The 19,789-nt window shown below is 39.6% G+C and carries 18 protein-coding genes; 9 read left to right on the top strand and 9 right to left on the bottom strand.

What is annotated here, in order from left to right:
- Window positions 1–410 precede the first annotated feature (410 nt).
- The 6 genes from argH to CYK18_RS10300 all read right to left on the bottom strand — a co-directional run bounded on the left by argH (window position 411) and on the right by CYK18_RS10300 (window position 7,679).
- Complete coding sequence (argH, locus tag CYK18_RS10325) at window positions 411–1,805, bottom strand: argininosuccinate lyase (RefSeq protein ID WP_101786460.1); 1,395 nt, start codon at window positions 1,803–1,805, stop codon at window positions 411–413.
- A 28-nt stretch (window positions 1,806–1,833) separates the two neighbouring features.
- Entirely contained in the window at window positions 1,834–3,030 is a 1,197-nt protein-coding gene (locus CYK18_RS10320) for an argininosuccinate synthase (RefSeq protein ID WP_060805958.1), read from the bottom strand.
- Between the two features lie 16 nt (window positions 3,031–3,046).
- A complete protein-coding gene (locus CYK18_RS10315; protein ID WP_060805911.1) occupies window positions 3,047–3,853 on the bottom strand; it encodes an ABC transporter substrate-binding protein in 807 nt (268 codons plus the stop codon).
- 206 nt (window positions 3,854–4,059) lie between these two features.
- On the bottom strand, window positions 4,060–4,701 hold the full coding sequence (locus tag CYK18_RS10310; protein WP_000571038.1) for an ABC transporter ATP-binding protein: 642 nt from the start codon (window positions 4,699–4,701) through the stop codon (window positions 4,060–4,062).
- Entirely contained in the window at window positions 4,698–6,806 is a 2,109-nt protein-coding gene (locus tag CYK18_RS10305) for an amino acid ABC transporter permease (protein ID WP_101786458.1), read from the bottom strand. Before CYK18_RS10305 ends, CYK18_RS10310 begins: the two co-directional genes overlap by 4 nt.
- A 285-nt stretch (window positions 6,807–7,091) precedes the next feature.
- Window positions 7,092–7,679 (bottom strand): hypothetical protein, encoded by a 588-nt coding sequence (locus CYK18_RS10300; protein WP_101782077.1) that lies wholly within the window; start codon window positions 7,677–7,679, stop codon window positions 7,092–7,094.
- Window positions 7,680–8,002: 323 nt separating this feature from the next.
- Between CYK18_RS10300 and CYK18_RS10295 the strand changes: the two genes are divergently transcribed.
- Entirely contained in the window at window positions 8,003–8,866 is an 864-nt protein-coding gene (locus CYK18_RS10295; protein WP_101782076.1) for a helix-turn-helix domain-containing protein, read from the top strand.
- A 49-nt stretch (window positions 8,867–8,915) separates the two neighbouring features.
- Here the strand turns inward: CYK18_RS10295 and apf are convergent, their stop codons facing one another.
- A complete protein-coding gene (gene apf, locus CYK18_RS10290) occupies window positions 8,916–9,536 on the bottom strand; it encodes an aggregation-promoting factor (RefSeq protein ID WP_101782075.1) in 621 nt (206 codons plus the stop codon).
- 241 nt (window positions 9,537–9,777) lie between these two features.
- On the opposite strand from apf, the gene sdaAB reads away from it, so the two are divergent.
- Genes sdaAB through CYK18_RS10275 form a run of 3 tightly spaced genes read left to right on the top strand, consistent with a single transcriptional unit; the run spans window position 9,778 to window position 11,984 of the window.
- Entirely contained in the window at window positions 9,778–10,449 is a 672-nt protein-coding gene (sdaAB, locus tag CYK18_RS10285; protein WP_000838912.1) for an L-serine ammonia-lyase, iron-sulfur-dependent subunit beta, read from the top strand.
- Between the two features lie 8 nt (window positions 10,450–10,457).
- Window positions 10,458–11,330, top strand: a complete 873-nt coding sequence (gene sdaAA, locus CYK18_RS10280) for an L-serine ammonia-lyase, iron-sulfur-dependent, subunit alpha (protein ID WP_000500052.1) — start codon at window positions 10,458–10,460, stop codon at window positions 11,328–11,330.
- A 21-nt stretch (window positions 11,331–11,351) separates the two neighbouring features.
- Window positions 11,352–11,984: an HAD hydrolase-like protein gene (locus CYK18_RS10275; protein ID WP_101786456.1), complete on the top strand. Its 633-nt coding sequence runs from the start codon at window positions 11,352–11,354 to the stop codon at window positions 11,982–11,984.
- Window positions 11,985–12,090: 106 nt separating this feature from the next.
- Here the strand turns inward: CYK18_RS10275 and CYK18_RS10270 are convergent, their stop codons facing one another.
- Window positions 12,091–13,941: a polysaccharide biosynthesis protein gene (locus CYK18_RS10270; protein ID WP_101786454.1), complete on the bottom strand. Its 1,851-nt coding sequence runs from the start codon at window positions 13,939–13,941 to the stop codon at window positions 12,091–12,093.
- Window positions 13,942–14,008: 67 nt separating this feature from the next.
- Window positions 14,009–15,046, bottom strand: a complete 1,038-nt coding sequence (locus CYK18_RS10265; protein ID WP_257960201.1) for a glycosyltransferase family 2 protein — start codon at window positions 15,044–15,046, stop codon at window positions 14,009–14,011.
- 150 nt (window positions 15,047–15,196) lie between these two features.
- Here CYK18_RS10265 and CYK18_RS10260 point away from each other — a divergent pair, with 150 nt between their 5' ends.
- The 5 genes from CYK18_RS10260 (at window position 15,197) to CYK18_RS10240 (ending at window position 19,435) form a co-directional block, all read left to right on the top strand.
- The gene (locus tag CYK18_RS10260) at window positions 15,197–16,363 is read left to right on the top strand and encodes a CynX/NimT family MFS transporter (RefSeq protein ID WP_101786452.1); all 1,167 of its coding nucleotides are present in this window, start codon (window positions 15,197–15,199) and stop codon (window positions 16,361–16,363) included.
- A gap of 139 nt (window positions 16,364–16,502) precedes the next feature.
- A complete protein-coding gene (locus CYK18_RS10255) occupies window positions 16,503–16,829 on the top strand; it encodes a PadR family transcriptional regulator (RefSeq protein ID WP_023945679.1) in 327 nt (108 codons plus the stop codon).
- A complete protein-coding gene (locus CYK18_RS10250) occupies window positions 16,816–17,409 on the top strand; it encodes a DUF1700 domain-containing protein (protein ID WP_000198700.1) in 594 nt (197 codons plus the stop codon). The genes CYK18_RS10255 and CYK18_RS10250 overlap by 14 nt, the downstream gene beginning before the upstream one ends.
- The gene (locus CYK18_RS10245; protein WP_101786451.1) at window positions 17,402–18,313 is read left to right on the top strand and encodes a DUF4097 family beta strand repeat-containing protein; all 912 of its coding nucleotides are present in this window, start codon (window positions 17,402–17,404) and stop codon (window positions 18,311–18,313) included. The genes CYK18_RS10250 and CYK18_RS10245 overlap by 8 nt, the downstream gene beginning before the upstream one ends.
- Window positions 18,314–18,370: 57 nt before the next feature.
- Window positions 18,371–19,435: a DUF6574 domain-containing protein gene (locus tag CYK18_RS10240; RefSeq protein WP_101786449.1), complete on the top strand. Its 1,065-nt coding sequence runs from the start codon at window positions 18,371–18,373 to the stop codon at window positions 19,433–19,435.
- Window positions 19,436–19,789: the final 354 nt, after the last annotated feature.

The following is a 19,789-nucleotide window of genomic DNA, read 5'->3' as shown; positions in this document are numbered from 1 at the left end:
CTCTGAATACTATTATTCAAGTGGGCTTTTATTTGTTTTATCATGGGAAATCCCTCCTTAACTATAAGTTTATCACATAAAAAAGAAACCCAAATACAGAATTGTATTTGAATTTCTTAACTTAATGACATTGAGGGATTTCCTCGACCTTTTCATATTATTCTGTTTGTTATTTCTTAATACCAGCCGTTGTTAAGCCAGAAGTTTTTAGCTCTGCCAAGCCACATGGTGTGCTTACTACTATGTGTCCATGTCACCATGAATCGCCGAACGATTTAACGAGAAAGTATGATTTTTACGTTTATCCCAACTCAATTATGACATTTTTTTCAAAAGTCAATATATCTCACTTTTTTAACGACAAGAAAGAGGCTATCAATCGACCAACCTCTTATTCTGAACCTATCAATCTAGCACTTTCTAGCTTCATTCGCTTTCTTAGCAACTGCAATCTGGTATTTCACTTGATCAAATCCTGTACCTCCCAAAGAATTTCGTCTTTGAACAGCAGTTTTAGGTTGCAAGTAGACATAGATATCCTCGGCAATGAGGGAATGATAGGTTTGCAATTCCTCCAAAGTCCAATCTTGAATATTTTTAGCAGACTTGATAGAGTCTAGCACTAATCTTCCCACAACCTCATGAGCTTCTCTAAATGGCAAGCCTTTCCCTGCCAAATAATCTGCCAACTCAGTTGCATTTGAAAAGTCCTTCTCTGTAGACTCTTGCATTTTTTCTTTGTTCACCTGCAAGCTGGATAACATACCTGCCAACACATCAAGGGAATTTAAAATCGTTTCAACCGTATCAAACATTCCTTCCTTATCCTCTTGCAAATCCTTATTATAAGCTAAAGGCAAGGACTTCATGACTGTCAACAGTCCAAACAGATTCCCATAAACTCTACCAGTCTTTCCTCGAATCAACTCAGCCATATCTGGATTTTTCTTTTGGGGCATAATAGAGGAACCTGTTGTAAACGTATCTGACAAGGTAATGAATTGGTACTCAAAACTACACCAATTGATCATTTCTTCACAAAAACGGCTCATATGCATCATGAGTATGCTGGCATTAGACAGAAATTCTAAGATAAAATCGCGGTCACTAACAGCATCCAAAGAATTTGTATAAGGTTGCTTAAACTCTAACAAATCGCTAGACAATTGGCGATCAATGGGGAAAGTCGTCCCTGCCAAAGCTGCCGCACCTAGAGGGCATAGGTCTGTATGCTTCTGGTTAAATTCAAAACGTTCACTGTCTCTCTGAAACATATTGTAGTAAGCCATCAGGTGGTGGGCAAAACTAATAGGCTGAGCATGTTGCAGATGGGTATAGCCCGGCATGATTGTCTCCACATGATTTTCCGCCAAGTCTAATAAAACACCCTTGAGATGAGCCAGTTTATCTAGGACATGGCCTAGTTGCTCCTTGAGATATAAGTGCATATCTGTCGCAACTTGGTCATTTCGAGAACGAGCTGTATGTAACTTCCCTGCAAGGGGACCAATTTTTTCTGTCAGCAATACTTCCATATTCATGTGAATATCTTCGTTTGCGATATCAAAGTCAAGTTGGCCTGCCTCTAGCTCTTCTAAAAGCTCTTTCAAACCTTCTTGAATCTTTTCTGACTCATTCAAACTCAAAATACCCGTCTGACCCAACATCTGAACGTGGGCCAAAGAACCAATCAAGTCAAATTTAGCTAATTTCTGGTCAAAAGATATACTCGCACCAAAGCGCTCTACCCAGTCTTCGACAGTACCTTCAAAGCGACCACCCCATAATTTTGTATTCTTAGCCATATCACATCCACCTCTCTAGTCAATCGTCCTATTTGGCGCTTTTTTGAACCTCAGAATGAACCTTGGTTGGAAGTCCCCACAACTTAATAAAGCCAACAGCCGCATCTTGGTCAAAGGTATCTGCACTGGTATACGTCGCCAAATTTTCATCATAAAGTGAATTTGGTGATTTCCGAGCCACGACCTGAGCGCTCCCCTTATAGAATTTAACTTTTGCAGTCCCATTGACAACTTTTTGAGTCTCTTTAATATAAGCAATCAAGGCTTGTGTAGCTGGACTAAACCACAAAGCATTATAAATGAGATTTGATAATTCATTTTCTATAATTGGTTTAAAATGAGCCACTTCTCTCACAAGCGTCAAGTCCTCAATTTCCTTATGAGCTGTCAGCAAGGTCACTGCCCCTGGACACTCATAGATTTCTCTTGATTTAATCCCAACCAAACGATTTTCCACGTGGTCAATCCGTCCAACCCCATGTTTTCCAGCTATTTCATTGAGTTTTTGAATCAAATCCGCCAATTTTAGCCCTTCTCCATTGAGGGAAACTGGAACACCTTCACTAAACTCAATATCAATGTATTCTGGCATATCTGGAGCTTGCTCTGGAGAAGTTGTGATGCCAAAGGCTTCTTCTGGAGCCTGATTCCATGGATTTTCCAAAATACCACATTCATTGGCACGTCCCCAAAGATTTTGGTCGACAGAGTAGGGATTATCAAGGTCAGCAGGAACAGGTACCCCATTTTCCTTGGCATAATGAATTTCTTCCTCCCTAGACCATTTCCATTCACGAACTGGCGCAATCACTTTTAAATTGGGATCCAAGGCTGCAATCGATACTTCAAAACGCACTTGGTCATTCCCCTTACCTGTACAACCATGAGCAATTGTAGTCGCTCCTGTCTGATGCGCTATTTCAACCAATTTTTTAGAAATAAGAGGGCGGCTCAAGGCAGATACCAAGGGGTACTTTTGTTCATAATAGGCATGTGACTGAAGAGCCACTAGCACATAATCTGTAGCAAATTCGTCCTTAACATCAATGACATAAGATTCGACTGCCCCAACCTTGAGAGCCTTATCATGGATGAAATCTAAGTCTTTCCCTTCACCCACATCCATACAAACTGCAACAACATCATATTCTTTCTTTAACCAGGTAATAGCAACTGATGTGTCTAAACCGCCAGAATAGGCCAAAATTACTTTTTCTTTACTCATGTTCTTTTCCTTCTTTCTATTTTTCAATGGACGCTTTAAAGGCATCCTCAATGAGTTTGTCTAATTCTCCAGACTCCTTCAACTTTTGAATGGTTTTATCAACTGCCTCTTTTAATTCCTTGCTATCTTTTTTCATGGCGACCGCGTAGGAATCATCTTGCTCTTTTTCAAAATTGAGGTCTGCAATTGCTAAATCAGGATTATTTTCCACAAATCCCTTGGCAACTGGTTCTTCAAAGATAACGGCATCCACTTGCCCTGACTTTAAATCTGTAATTAAATTCCCATTTTTAGGCAGAGATACGAGGGAAGAATTTTGAAGCAAATCTTTCGCCATCGTTTCTTGAATCGAACCTTTCTGTGCTCCGACCTTTTTCTGCGCTAAGTCGTTGACAGACTGATAAGTGGCTAAATCAGATTTTTTGACAATGAGCTTATTTTTTGAAGTATAGTAGGGAGTTGAAAAATCGAACACCTTGCTCCGTTCATCTGTCTTAGAAACACCAGATATGGCAAGATCGGCTTTTCCTGATTGAACACTAGCCAGTACATTTTCAAAACTCATGGGAGATAGTTCCAATTCGACACCTAGTTCTGTTGCGATAGCCTTGGCTAATTCGATATCTGAACCCACAATCTGATTTTTCCCATCAACCACTTTTTGATATTCAAATGGAGCAAAATCTGGATTGAGGGCTACAACCAATTTTCCTTTGGACTTGATGGCTTCAATTCCAGCCGATTGATTGTTACTACAAGCAAATAGTAGGGGGAGCATCACTAAACCAAACATCGTCATCAACACCTTCTTCATCTTATTCATAACAAAGCCTCCTTTATGTTTATTCTTTTTGGTTGTATAAATAATACTCCTATGCTCATCATTTGTCAAGTCTAAATTGAAAAAATTTTCAATTCGAAACAAAAAAACCTAGAAATACTACATAAAAATGTCATTCCTAGGCGTATTTATGCTATTTCTCTCTAAAAAACATGAGTATTCAGCCAATCAAAAGAAGCCGAACGAACTCATTTCCCCTCGCCCAATTCAATGATCCGATGACATTGTTGGGCTACATAAGCATCGTGGGTCACAATAATAACTGTTTTCCCCTCGCGATTCATCTCTAAGAGAAACTTCAAGACCAAATCTCTATTTTCAGGATCCAGCGAACCTGTAGGTTCATCGGCTAAAATCAGCTGGCTAGGTTTTAAGATGGCTCTAGCAACTGCAATTCGTTGTTGCTCCCCACCAGACAACTCGGAGACCTTTTGATGCAAAGTAGCTGACAAACCTACTCTCTCTAAAATCTCTTCCACCTTTTTGAGCTTGTCTTTCTTAGACAATTTTACATATTTCAGCGCCAGCATGAGATTGTACTCGACCGTTTCATCATCAATCAGGGCAAAATTTTGAAACAGATAAGAGATATGTTCACGGATTATTGTTTGTGACTTAGCAGAATTGACTGCTAGATTTGTCTGGCCAAAAATCTCATACCGTCCGCTATAATCACCATCTATCAAACCTAATAAATTTAACAAGGTCGACTTACCACTACCACTCTTACCAACAATGGCTACCAAATCCCCCTGATCAATCCTGAGAGATAAGTTATCCAAAATCACTTTTCCCCCAATGGTTTTGGTAATATTTTCCAACTCAATCATAAGATGCCCCCTTTCAATAATTCTACTAGACTTCTTTTCTCCATCCTAGAAGCCAAGCCTAGCACAAATAGTATATCCAAACATGTAAAGCCTGCAAACAGTAGAAGTGGCAAGAGCGCATGGGCAAAGAAAATCAAGACTAGAAGAGGCAGACTATAGCCCAGCAAGAGCAGAACTAAGAGAGGACGGTAGCGATCGACCAGTTTCCACCCCATAAACTTCTTGGTAATGATATCTGTTCGCTTCAACAAGAAAGTTGTTACTAGTAAGAAGTAGGAAATCATCATGCTAAGGAGACCAAACAAAGCAAAGAGTATATTAAGATTTCGAACTGCATCTCGATAAGAATCTACTTTCTCTTGTTGAATGGCTTGAATCGATGAAAATTTTAAATAATTCCCATCTGATAATTTCTCAACTAACTCCGTAATCACTTTTTGATTTTGTTCTGTATTTTCAACTTTCATCGGATTGTTTAAACCTGTCGTTGACAAGCGAGTCTTTTCTTCCCACATCATGTCTTGATCATTTACCAGACTAATGATTGGATTGTGGAGATTTTCCTTTCGCTCATTATTATAAGGGAAGAAAGACCAATCTCCTTCATAGTAGGCAATTTCTACATCCATATCTTCTATTGTTTGCTTTTGCTGATCTTCATACCTCATAGAAAGATAGGCGATGGATTTTCCCAAGAACTGATTCTTGCCTTCTTGTCCTTTATCACTGGCTGGCATCAAAATCACCTTTTTAGTGCCGGTATCTGGTAACTTGAATCCCTTGCTCTTTAGAAAATTGCTATTAGCATAGTAAACATCTACCTTATCAGGCAGTTGGTAGTTCTGCACTTGTTCAGCTTTGATGACTGGTTTGATAGGAAGACTCGCACTTCGCACATAGTTTACTTGTGTTTTTGCTAGCAAGTCTTGATAAAATTGGTAGAAATAATCTGTAGATTTCCCTGAACCTGCTAGCTCTTCTTGCCACAGGTTATCATTGAGTTTGAAGGTTTCTAAGGTCAGGTAATTACCTTGGCTTACCCACTGTTGCTGATAAGCAAGTTCTTTGTTTTCTTGTTCTAAACTTCTGCCCACCCCAATCAGTAAGGCCGTCAGTAAAATAGTTGTCCCTATTTTCATCACATAATTGAAGATAAGACCAAGTTTGACAGATGAAAAACCTTTCAACATGGAACTGACTGTCATTTTTTGAATCATCAGGTAGGTCAGCCAACTGATGAACAAATACAACTGTAAAAGCAGAAATTGGGATAAGAGTAAACTTGGGAACAGAAGTTTTGGTCTGTAGTCCAGCACTAAAAATAGTCCCAAGTCAATGATAAGACTTCCACCCAAGAGAAGATAAAAATTAGTCTTTACAAAACCAGATAAAATCGCCCCGCTTTGAAAACCAAGTAACTTTTGAACCCCCACTCGTTTCATCTCCATCATCGGCTGATACACTGTTACTAACACAAGAAGTAAAATAGCCAAGACAAAAACAATGGCAGATAAAAGCAAATCTCGATTTATGACTTCCACTGCACTTTTATAGGTAGGCTCTAGCAAGGTAGCCTGGTCTATCTTGAAAAAATCGCTCCATTTCTGTACAATCCTATCCTTATCCATCTCTTGTGTAGAAGTTATCGTATAGCGACCATTTAAACTACGAGATGTATCCTTGATATAGATTTGAAAAGTCATAAGCTGAATAGGCTTGGCTTTTAGAAAAGTCGGAATCGTACCAAGTTTATTAGAAATTTCTTTATTACTGTAGACTCCTTCACCATCTGTGGTAAAATCAAGAGAAGAAATCCCAAACTCTTGGTAGGGGAAGGTATCTTTATCAAAAACACCAGACTTGATTACCTCATCACCACTGTCTGTTTTGATGATGGAGACTTTGTACTCCTTTGATACATCCTCAAAAAATCGAAGAACAGACGCTGCAGGTTCGTTAATATCTTTCAAATACAAATCCAAAGAATCTACAGTCTTTCCCATTTCCCGAATCCGAACCGCTTCACGTGTGTAGTTTACATTAAAAACAAAAAAAGTGGTACACAGCAACAGCAGAAACATACAAAGATGACTGATTTTTTTCATAGAGATACCTCCCGTGAAGAGACGAAAGTGAGATAGGTGCAAGTGCTTTTTATTTTTTACTAAATTTTAAGTAGGTGTAAATAAATCCTGCACTTATAGCCAGAGTTGTCCACCATTTAAAATCAATATGTAAAAGTGAAAAGATTACAAAACTGGTGATTAGCGAGGCTAATATATAAATAATGATTAAAATTTTATTTTTCATAGGAATTGCCTTTCTGAAGGGATTCTAGTATTTACAACTTATCTGTAAAGTTTACAATAAGCCGTTAGGGCAATTGTCTATCAGAATGTTCTTTTATCTATCAATAATCCGAGAAAATCTTGACTCTTCAAGTCTGAGAAATGTTTGGTAGAGAGACTTCCTCTTTGAAGTCCATCATCTCTAACCTGCAAATAATAGCTATGTTGGCTTGTTTTAATTGTCAAAAAATCGCCAAATACAAAAAATTTTTTCCAGTTACGAATCTCAAATTCTTTCATCTCTGATTTTGGAATGCGGATAAGTCCTTGCCGCAAATCGCGATGATGCTCATTTGTGAAAATCATCCCATTCCCAAGATTTCTTATCAGTAGTTCATCTGGAGTTACCATCACTAGCGCTATTTTAGTTAAGAAAATTTCAACTGTTGGTGGTAAAATCGCCAAATTAAACCAAGGATGTAAGTAGCGATAAGCTAAGAAATAATGAGGCTCCTCACCCAATCCTAGTTGTTTATATAAGGCCTTGACCTCACTATCTAACCTCGCTTCAAAAGACACATCCGAATGCGCTTCTTCCTTCTTCTGATTAAAATAACGCATCCAGACTAGGAAACCTATAAAGACTAGGACAAATATTCCTGATAAGAGATATTTTACATTGTAGTTCATCACTTAACCTCCTGATTCACGACTCTACCTAAAGCAGAGTCGTATTTATTTTGAAAATAGTTCCATAACAACTTTAAATAAGACTGGTGTCATTAAAATTAGGATAGTTCCTATCACAAATATCATGACTACTCGAAAAAGCTCCTTATTTTTAAACATTTTTCCACCCCTTTTCTAGTTACATCATAGTACTCATTAACCCCATCTTAAAATTACACCAAACTTATTTTAGCTTTCTTTTTTACTATTCCTGTTATTATGATACAATATTTTTAATAGGATTTTATTATTTGTTAACTTTTTTCACAAAAAGGAGAAAGCCCATGCGTTATGATTTCGGGAAAGTATATAAAGAAATACGTGAGTCAAAAGGATTGACCCAAGAAGAGGTCTGTGGGGAGGTTCTCTCAAGAACCAGCTTATCAAAAATTGAAAGTGGCAAAGCAACTCCCAAATATGAAAATATGGAGTTTCTTCTCCGGCAAATCAATATGAGTTTTGAAGAGTTTGACTATATCTGCCACCTCTATCAACCGAGCCAACGAACAGACATCATGCAAACTTATTTCAATATGAGTTCTATCATTGGCAGCAGTAGTCTAGTTGATTTTTTTGAAACATGCCAAAACTATCTCAAGACCCATCACGACCTTCCTATAGAAGAAATCAGGGATATGCTGGAAGTTGTCATTCATATCCGTCAACATGGTACAGAGCAACTGTCAGACCAAGTGAAACAGACTGTCAAAAAACTTTGGGAAAAAATTGAAAAACAAGATACATGGTATGAAAATGATCTAAAAATCCTCAATACCATCCTTTTCAGCTTTCCCATTGAACACCTCCATCTCATCACTGAAAAAATCTTGCAACGCTTGGAAGTCTATAAAAACTATCAACATCTATATGAACTGCGAGTAGCAATCCTACTCAACCTTTCCACTATTTACTTATACAATCAAGACAAAAACATGTGTAAGCAAATCTGCTATACTTTACTAGAGGAGGCCAAGAACAAGAAAAGCTACGATAGGCTTGCTATCTGCTATGTCCGTATCGGGATTTGTAGGGATGATGCTAGACTTATCCAAAAAGGTTTCTCACTTCTGGAGCTGACCGAGGAAACTTCTATGCTGTCTCATCTCAAAAAAGAAGTAGAGATCTATTACCAAGCGAAGGAAAAATAAAAAGTCGAGGGGATTCCTCGACTTTTACATATTATTTGTTCGTTAGTTCTTAATACCAGCCGTTATTAAGCCAGAAGTTTTTAGCGGCTGTCCATGAACCGTAACGTCCTGCAACATAGGCATCTGCTACACGTTCTTGGTTTTCAGCTGAGTAGTCACCGTTCAAGTATGAATCTGTCAATTGGTAACGTCCGATATAACGTCCGTTTGTAGCTGTGTAGCTACCGCCTGATTCTTTTTGTGCAATCCATTCTTTAGCTTCTGCTTCAGATCCGCTTACAGTTGAAGCAACTGTTTCTTCTGCTACTGTTTCGCTTACTACTGGAGTTTCTTCTGCTACTTCTGTAGTTTCTGTCACTGGAGCTGAAACAGCCTCGTCTTGGGCTGCTGGAGCTTCATAAGTCGTTGAAGCTGGTGCTACTGGCGTTGCTGGACCGTCGATAACCAACTCTTGACCAACATAAATCATATGGATGTTGTCAATGTGGTTGTTTTCTGCCAATTTCTCAACTGTTGTGTTGTGAGTTTCAGCGATTTCTGAAAGTGTATCTCCTTCTTTAACTGTGTAAGTTGATGATTCTTGAGCAGATACAAATGATGGAGCAAATACTGCAAACAAGGCAGCTACTCCTGCAAGAGTTGTTTTAATCTTTTTAGTTGTTGATTTCATATTTGAAAATTCTCCTTCTTTCTATAGTTCTATGATACCCTTTAAATATTACCGTTTCTTGACACTTTTATGTAGAAATATTACAAAATTATTTTTTATTTCCCTAAATAATGTGTTTTTTGTCATAAAAGATACTATTTTTATGCTATTTGAGGTATTAGAAAGGTTTTCATCCACAATTAAAGTCAAGACCTTTATTCTTTGATATAATAGAGATAAGAATTTTTATAAGGGGAAACTGATGAAATCACTTCGTTTTCAATCTGTCTTTGATATCATCGGACCAGTTATGATTGGCCCATCTAGTAGCCATACTGCTGGTGCTGTTCGTATTGGGAAGATTGTTTCTTCCATCTTTGACGATACTCCGACAGAAGTCGAATTCCAACTATTTAACTCATTTGCCAAGACCTATCGTGGCCACGGAACAGACCTAGCCCTTGTTGCAGGTATTTTGGGCATGGATACAGATGATCCTGAAATCCCAAACAGCCTGGAAATTGCCCACAAGCGTGGCATCAAGATTGTCTGGACCATTCAGAAAGACAGCAATGCTCCTCACCCTAATACCACTAAAATTACCGTTAAAAATGCCCACAAGACCATTAGCGTGACTGGTATTTCTATCGGGGGAGGAAATATTCAGGTAACCGAACTCAATGGCTTTGCCGTCTCTCTCAATATGAATACACCAACTATCATCATTGTTCATCAAGATATTCCAGGTATGATTGCCCTCGTAACAGAAGCCCTTTCACGCTATGGTATCAATATCGCCCAGATGAATGTTACTCGTGAAAAAGCTGGTGAAAAAGCTATTATGATTATTGAAGTCGACAGTCGCAACTGTGATGAGGCCATCGAAGAAATTCGAAAAATCCCTCATCTCCACAATGTCAATTTCTTTAAATAGGAGGAAGCATGTTTTATTCTATCAAAGAATTGGTCGAGCAGGCAGAACTGGACTTTCAAGGAAATGTCGCAGAACTCATGATTACAACAGAGTTTGAATTGACTGGTCGCGAACGTGAAGAAGTCCTCCTTCTCATGGAACGCAATCTGGAAGTCATGAAAGCCTCTGTCCAACTTGGCCTCAATGAAAATAAATCTCGTAGTGGCCTGACAGGTGGAGATGCTGCCAAATTGGATCACTACATCAAAAACGGAAAAACTCTGTCAGATTATACGATTCTCTCGGCTGCCCGAAATGCCATCGCAGTCAATGAACACAATGCTAAAATGGGCTTGGTTTGTGCCACTCCGACCGCAGGAAGTGCTGGCTGTCTGCCCTCAGTTCTAACAGCTGCTATTGAAAAATTAGATCTCAGCCACGAGCAACAGCTGGATTTCCTATTTGCTGCCGGTGCCTTTGGACTAGTCATCGCAAACAATGCCTCTATCTCAGGTGCTGAAGGTGGCTGTCAGGCCGAGGTTGGTTCGGCCTCTGCTATGAGTGCTGCAGCCTTGACTCTAGCTGCTGGTGGGACACCTTATCAGGCCAGTCAGGCCATTGCATTTGTCATTAAAAATATGCTAGGCCTCATCTGTGACCCTGTTGCCGGCTTGGTCGAAGTTCCCTGCGTCAAGCGCAATGCCATGGGAGCTAGCTTTGCCTTCATCGCAGCAGACATGGCCTTGGCAGGTATCGAATCTAAAATTCCTGTGGATGAAGTTATCGATGCCATGTACCAAGTAGGAGCAAGCATGCCAACTGCCTTTCGTGAAACAGCTGAAGGTGGACTCGCTGCCACCCCTACTGGTCGTCGCCTCCAAAAAGAAATTTTCGGAGAATAAGCTTATCAAATAGGAGAAACCATGACCTCTATCACAGCTATCTTTTTTGACCTAGATGGGACCCTCGTTGACAGTTCTATCGGGATTCACAATGCCTTTACCTATACCTTTAAGGAGCTAGGAGTACCTAGCCCTGATGCCAAAACTATTCGTGGTTTTATGGGGCCGCCTCTCGAAAGTAGTTTTGCGACCTGCCTGCCTAAAGAACAAATTTCTAAAGCCGTGCAGATATACCGTTCTTACTACAAGGCAAAAGGCATCCATGAAGCTCAGCTCTTCCCTCAGATTGTAGACTTGCTTGAGGAGCTATCGAGCAGTTATCCACTCTACATCACCACTACAAAGAATACTCCAACCGCTCAAGATATGACTAAAAACTTAGGAATCTATCATTTCTTTGATGGCATTTATGGTTCCAGCCCTGAAACTCCACATAAAGCAGATGTCATTCGCCAAGCCTTGCAGGCACATCAACTAGCACCGGAACAAGCCATCATCATCGGAGATACCAAGTTTGATATGCTTGGAGCTCAAGAAACAGGCATTCAAAAATTGGCCGTCACTTGGGGATTTGGAGAGCAAGCAGACTTGCTTAACTATCATCCTGATTATATCGCCCATACCCTCTTAGAGGTTTTAGAGTATTTTCAATAACATAGACTGGGCAACGACTCCATTCCAGAAGAAAATGGAGCAAGTCTCTATATAACAAAACGCATATTACCAAGGCTCAAGACCTGATAATATGCGTTTTTCTTTTTTATTCAACGTGGGTTGTTTGATTAGCAAAGGCGATAATAGCCTGCTTCAACTCATCTCCACTAAGAGTGCGGAACTCTTCAATCTTTTGATCGATGGCTTCTAGAGGCATGACATTAACCTTACCAACGAAAATCTTATCCATAACCTGATTGTCAACCAATTCGGTCGAAACCAAGAGTTCTTCGTAGAGTTTTTCGCCTGGGCGAATTCCAACTTCAACGATTGGAATTTCACTTTCGGTGTGGCCACTTAGAAGGACCATTTTCTTGGCCAAATCATAAATCTTGACTGGTTTGCCCATATCAAGGATAAAGACTTCCCCATCCTTGGCATAAGCACCAGCGTGAATAACCAAACGGCTAGCTTCTGGAATGGTCATAAAGTAACGGGTCATGCGGAAGTCTGTGACCGTTACAGGCCCACCTTCAGCAATCTGGCGTTCAAAGACTGGAATGACACTACCACGGCTACCAAGAACATTCCCAAAACGAACTGCACAGTAGGTTGATTGGCTACGTTGGTTAAAGCCAGTGACAATCAACTCCGCCACGCGCTTGGTTGCTCCCATAACATTTGGTGGATTAACCGCCTTATCTGTCGAAATCATAACCATCTTAGGTACTTTGGCTTCATCAACAGCCTTAGCAACATTGTAAGTTCCACGAATATTGTTTTTGAAGGCTTCTTTTGGATTGCGCTCCATCATAGGAACGTGCTTGTGGGCTGCCGCATGGTAAACAATAGCTGGCTTGTACTGTTCAAAGACTTGCAACAAACGGTCATAGTCTTGAATATCTGCGATAACTGGTACATAATCAATCCCTTGGAACTTACGAATCAATTCATGATAAACAAGGTAGATTGAGTTCTCCCCATGGCCGAGTAAGACAATGCGTTCAGGATTGAAACGACTAACTTGACGACAGATTTCAGAACCGATTGAACCTCCAGCACCTGTAACCAAGATTGTCTTACCTGTAAGTTCTACACCCAGACGCGATTCATCAAGACGAATTTCCTGACGCCCCAAAAGGTCTGTGATATCAATCTTCTGGAAGCCTCCACCTGCTTGGTGAAGTCCTTGAACAACTGTTTCAACCTTAGGCATCTTGTAACATTTGACACCCAGCTTATTACACATCTGCAAGATACGTTCATATTCTGACGGGTCAAGAGACGGAATCGCAACGATCACACGCTCGATTTGATGGCGTTTGGCTAATTCAGGCAGATTATCATATGAACCCAAAACAGGGATTCCACCGAGTTTTTGTCCCTTTTTCTTAGCATCCTTGTCCAAAATACCGACAAGTTCTAATTCACTGGTTGGATGTTGGTAACTATCCATAAAGAGAGCCCCACCATCACCAGCACCAATCAAGAAGGTTCGACGGTGTTCTCCATCGCCACTTCCTTTTTTGCGTCTAGAGTAGATTAACTGCCAAGTAATCCGTGGCAATAAAATCAAGAAGGTACTCAACAAGATAAAGAGAATGATGAAACGGATTGAAAAGAGTGGCAAGAAGGCATAGCAGATACTATATGACAAGACACTGCTGGCAGTCACACCAAAAAAGATTTTCATAAAGTCCGTAATCTTGCTGTAACGACTAATACTAGCGTTCAACCCCCAAAATCCAATCATCAATTGATAGAACAGGAAGGCCAAACTCGTATAGATAATGTAGTCAACAGGTGCTGGATTAATCAGCCCGTAAAATAAAATATAAGATACAATGATGGAAACCACCATACTGAAAATATCAAATATTCCCCAGAAAACCTGTTTTTGTTGTTTATTTAAAATTTCCACCAGATCAATCACATAATCTGTTAGTTTTTTATTCATGTCAATCTACTCCTCCTTAAAAGAGTTTTACTATATTGTTATTGTATCATATTTTAAGTTATTTGGCTTATTTTTCCAAATAAATAACTGTTCCCTTGTACTCCTTCTTCCATTTAATCCCTCTAATTAAACCTACAATCGTCCCAAGGCCATAAGCAAAGTGAATGGAAAATAAAAGAAAGGGCATCACAATTAGAAATCCATTTTTATGTTTTAATAAAGTCAGAAAAGTGAGCAGTAATAAAAGTAGAAAATAAGTACCTAATAGTAAAGTTATAAATAAGAATGTGAATGGTAATAATGCTAGGCTAAACACAAAACTCAAAACAAATAAACAAGGGACATAGTGAAATAGTGATAAACACTTAGGCTGAACATGAGTTGTCAAGCCAATCCACAAACCATTTGAATATTTTTGATGCAGCATTTTCCTGAATGTTGGTCGAATATACTGATAAGATAGAATACTTGGGCTATAACGTATTTTATAACCATGCTCTCGAATTCTATAATGAATATCATTATCTTCAGTTCGTCCAAGTTGCTCATTTACTAAACCGACCTTCTGGAAAACCTCTCGTTTATACATCCCATGAAAAATGGAAGAAACATATCTATCCTCAGAACTATTTCGGTAATTGGCAATGCTACTACCAAACATATTTTCCTCAACAAGATGCAGGATCTCTGCCCATTTTCCCTTTCCTTCAACAATCGTCGGTCTAGGTCCCCCACAAACAGATTCACCTTGTTGAATAACAGCCACATTGTTCATTACAAAACTCTCAGTAACTTTTGAATGGGCATCAATTTTTAAAACAAGGTCTCCTACAGAATGTTTAACGCCCAAGTTAAAACCACTAGCTTGATTTTTCTTAGGATTGTTATACAATCTAATTGAGTTAAACTCTGTATCTTCTTTTATAAATTCCTGAATGATAGCTGTGGTCCCATCCGTAGACATAGCATTTATAAATAGAATTTCAATATTCTCTTTAGGATAGGTTTGATTTTTTAAGTCTTTAATTAGACCAGGCAAATATTTTTCTTCATTGTATGCACTGATTACAATGGATACGAGAAGACTGTCAACATTTTGAGTCACTACTACTCTCCTGAATTTTTCCTTCCACTATTTTATCATAATTTTCAAGACTTTCCCATTTTTATCTTGAAAGCCAGAAACCTTACTTGACATTATAGTGAAAAAGCCTTAAAATAAGCTGTTATTAAAATCAACTAGAAGAGGTATTATATGAAAAAGCAATCACTCTTTTTTGTTCCAGGTATTATCCTGATCGGTGTTTCCTTGCGGACTCCTTTTACTGTTTTACCCATTATTTTGGGAGATATTTCGCAAGGTCTGGGGGTAGAAGTTAGTTCGCTTGGTATCTTGACCAGCCTGCCTCTCCTCATGTTTACCCTCTTCTCACTCTTTTCTACCCGACTGGCTCAGAAAATTGGCTTGGAGCATCTCTTTACCTACAACCTCTTCTTCTTGACCATCGGTTCTATCATTCGACTAATCAATCTTCCCCTGCTCTATCTAGGAACCTTGATGGTTGGGGCAAGTATCGCAGTCATCAATGTTCTGCTTCCTAGTCTCATCCAAGCCAATCAACCAAAGAAAATTGGTTTTCTGACCACCTTATATGTAACCTCTATGGGGATTGCAACGGCTCTGGCTTCCTATCTGGCTGTGCCTATTACACAAGCCAGTTCTTGGAAAGGACTTATCATCCTCCTCACCCTGCTCTGCCTAGCAACTTTTTTGGTCTGGTTGCCAAATCACCGCTATAATCACAAACTGGCTCCGCAAACCAAACAAAAAAGCAAAGCAAAGGTCATGCATAACAAACAGGTCTGGGCAGTGATTGTCTTTGCAGGTTTTCAATCCTTGCTCTTTTACACTGCTATGACCTGGTTACCTACCATGGCTATCCACGCAGGCCTATCCAGTCACGAAGCTGGCTTGCTGACCTCTATCTTCTCGCTGATCAGCATTCCTTTTTCAATGACCATCCCAAGCCTGACAACCAGCTTATCAACTCGCAACCGTCAGCTCATGCTCACTCTGGTTTCACTAGCTGGTGTTGTCGGCATTTCCATGCTCTTTTTCCCAATCGGTAATTTCTTTTACTGGCTTGCCATCCATCTCCTCATCGGAACCGCAACCAGCGCCCTCTTCCCTTATCTCATGGTCAACTTTTCACTCAAGACCAGCGCCCCTGAAAAGACAGCCCAATTGTCTGGTTTATCTCAAACAGGAGGCTATATCCTAGCAGCCTTTGGGCCAACCCTCTTTGGTTACAGTTTTGACCTTTTCCACTCTTGGGTGCCTGCGGTAGCTGCCCTCTTGCTCTTCGATATCCTGATGACTGTGGCCCTCTTTACAGTGGACAGAGCTGATAAAATCCTCTAAACTTCTAGTTTTAGCTAGAAGTTTTTTTATATATAAAAATTTTACACATTTCTCTTGACAGGGCTTTCATTTAGATGTACAATGTATGTGTAGAAAAATTATATATAAAATTCTTACACATTAGAAAAGGAGGTTTCCCATGTACTTTCCAACATCCTCTGCCTTGATTGAATTTCTCATCTTGGCCGTACTGGAGCAAGGTGATTCTTATGGGTATGAGATTAGCCAGACCATTAAGCTGATCGCTAATATCAAAGAATCCACACTCTATCCTATCCTAAAAAAATTGGAGGGCAATAGCTTTCTGACAACCTATTCTAGAGAGTTCCAAGGTCGCATGCGCAAATACTACTCCTTGACAAATGGTGGTATAGAACAGCTCGTGACCCTAAAAGATGAATGGGCACTTTATACAGACACCATCAATGGCATCATAGAAGGGAGTATCCGCCATGACAAGAACTGAATACCTGACTCAGCTAGAACTTTATCTCAAAAAACTGCCTCAGGCTGACCAAATTGAAGCCATGGACTATTTCAGAGAACTCTTTGACGATGCTGGAGTCGAAGGAGAGGAAGAACTCATCGCTAGCTTGGGAACTCCTAAGGAAGCAGCTCACGAAGTCCTCTCTAATCTTCTCGATAAAAAAATCAATGAGGCACCCGCTCAAAAGAATAACCGACAAATTTTGCATATCGCCTTGTTAGCCCTCCTTGCAGCACCTATCGGCATTCCTCTGGGAATCGCCATCCTCGTGTCCCTGTTCGCAATCCTTGTGGCAGCCTTGACTGTCATTCTAGCTTTCTTTGCGGTTTCCATACTTGGTATCATCGGCGGATTCCTATTTTTAGTTGAAAGTTTCACTGTCTTAGCCCAAGCTAAATCAGCCTTTATCTTGATTTTTGGTTCTGGTTTACTGGCTATCGGTGCTTCTTCACTAGTCTTACTAGGTATTTCCTATGTAGCCCGCTTCTTCGGTCTACTCATTGTTCGCCTGGTGCAATTTGTTCTCAAAAAAGGAAAGAGAGGTGACCAGCATGCGTAAATTGACAAAAGGATTTCTCATTTTTGGTGTGGTAACTACCGTTATCGGATTTATCCTGCTCTTTGTAGGCATCCAATCTGACGGAATTAAGAGCCTACTTGCCATGTCCAAAGAACCTGTCTATGATAGCCGTACGGAAGAGCTAACCTTTGGCAAGGAAGTCGAAAACCTAGAGATTACTCTCCATCAACACGCACTGACCATCACAGACTCTTTGGATGATCAAATCCACATTTCTTACCATCCATCACTCTCTGCTCACCATGATCTTGTTACGAATCAAAACGATAAAACTCTAAGCCTAACGGATAAAAAACTGTCTGAAAGTCCATTTCTCTCTTCTGGAATTGGCGGGATTCTCCATATCGCAAGTAGCTACTCTCGTCGTTTTGAAGAAGTTATTCTCCAAGTTCCAAAAGGAAGAAGTCTAAAAGGGATCAACGTGTCAGCCAATCGTGGACAAACCACCATCATAAATGCTAGTCTTGAAAATGCAACCCTCAATACAAACAGCTATCTCCTCCGAATTGAAGGAAGTCGTATCAAAAACAGTAAACTCACAACACCAAATATCATCAATATCTTTAGCACAGAACTGACAGATAGTCAGCTAGAGTCAACAAAAAGTCACTTCTACGTTGACAATATTAAAGTATATGGTAAGGTAGAACTAACTTCTAAAAATGAACTCAGCATCACACTAACTCAAAAAGAAAGCCAAGAAATCAACTTAGACCTATCAAGTCACTATGGTCCTATTTATCAGTTATCAAGAGATGAGAGTCAACATCACCCAAACGAATTAAGCAACCCTTACAAAACTGAAAAAACCGATGTAAAAGGTCAACTCATAGCTAGGGCTGAAGATTATATTAGTCTTGAAACTACAGCCAACAAACCTTAACAAATCTACTTATATCTACCAAAATGATGTATATACAACTAAAAAGGAGGTTCTACCATGAAACAAGAATGGTTTGAAAGTAATGATTTTGTAAAAACAACAAGCAAGAACAAGCCTGATGAACAAGCCCAAGATGTTGCAGACAAGGCTGAAGAAACGATAGCCGTTCTCGATACACCAATTGAAAAAAATACTCAAGTAGAGGAGGAAGTCTCTCAAGCTGAAGTCGAACTGGAGAGTCAGCAAGAAGAGAAAATTGAAACGCCTGAAGACGGTGAAACGAGAACAGAAATAGAAGAAAAGAAAGCATCCAATTCTACTGAAGAAGAGCCAGACCTTTCTAAAGAAACAGAAAAAGTCACTATAGCTGAAGAGAGTCAAGAAGCACTTCCTCAGCAAAAACCAACCACGAAAGAGCCCCTTCTTATCAGTCAATCCTTAGAAAGTCCCTATATCCCCGACCAAACTCTAAAATCTACGGATAAATGGAAAGAGCAAGCGCTTGATTTTTGGTCTTGGCTAGTGGAAGCAATCAAATCTCCTACGAGCAATCTTGAAACAAGTAGCACACACAGTTACACAGCCTTTCTCTTGCTCATTCTGTTTTCTGCATCTTCCTTTTTCTTTAGTATCTACCACATCAAACATGCTTACTATGGACATATAGCAACTATGCATAATCACTTCCCTGAACAATTTGCTTCATTAAATCTCTTTTCGATTATCTCTATCCTAGTAGCAACAACACTCTTCTTCTTTTCATTCCTCTTGGGTAGTTTCGTCGTGAGACGATTTATCCACCAGGAAAAGGACTGGACGCTAGAAAAGGTTCTCCAACAATATAGTCAACTCTTGGCAATTCCAATCTTCCTCACTGCTATTGCTAGTTTCTTTGCCTTCTTTGACAGCCTACGATTTACAGCCCTCTTGTGTGTGATTAGCATTGGAATCATTCTACTTGCTAGCCTCCATATCATTACAAGACCAAGTCAAGCAAGTGAAACCGACTCCTTCTATCAGTTATTCTTGTCTGTCCTTGTGAACGGAGTGATTATCCTCCTCTTCTTTGTAGCTGAAGTGGCACTGATTGGAGATTATCTTCGTATCTTGGCCTTTCTTTAAACTTCATACTCTTCGAAAATCTCTTCAAACCACGTCAGCTTCGCCTTACCGTAGATATATGTTCCTAACTTTGTCAGTCTTATCTACAACCTCAAAACAGTGTTTTGAGCAGCCTGCGGCTAGCTTCCTAGTTTGCTCTTTGATTTTCATTGAGTAGCAATCCTGTCTTTCATGGCAGGATTTTTCTATTTCAAAAAAGCAAGTCGATTGACCAATGTCATTAAGTTAGTGATCTAACTCTTTAAATAGGAGATAGGATTGAGAACATCAAAGTGATTCTCTATCCTATCTTCTATTTTTTTGCATGACAAATAAAGGTTTTTTCACCCTATTTTTTGAGATTTATGTTACTCT

Source organism: Streptococcus mitis (assembly GCF_002860865.1).
GTDB classification, from domain to species: Bacteria; Bacillota; Bacilli; order Lactobacillales; family Streptococcaceae; genus Streptococcus; species Streptococcus mitis_AT.
This window is presented reverse-complemented; position numbering and strand designations above follow the sequence as displayed.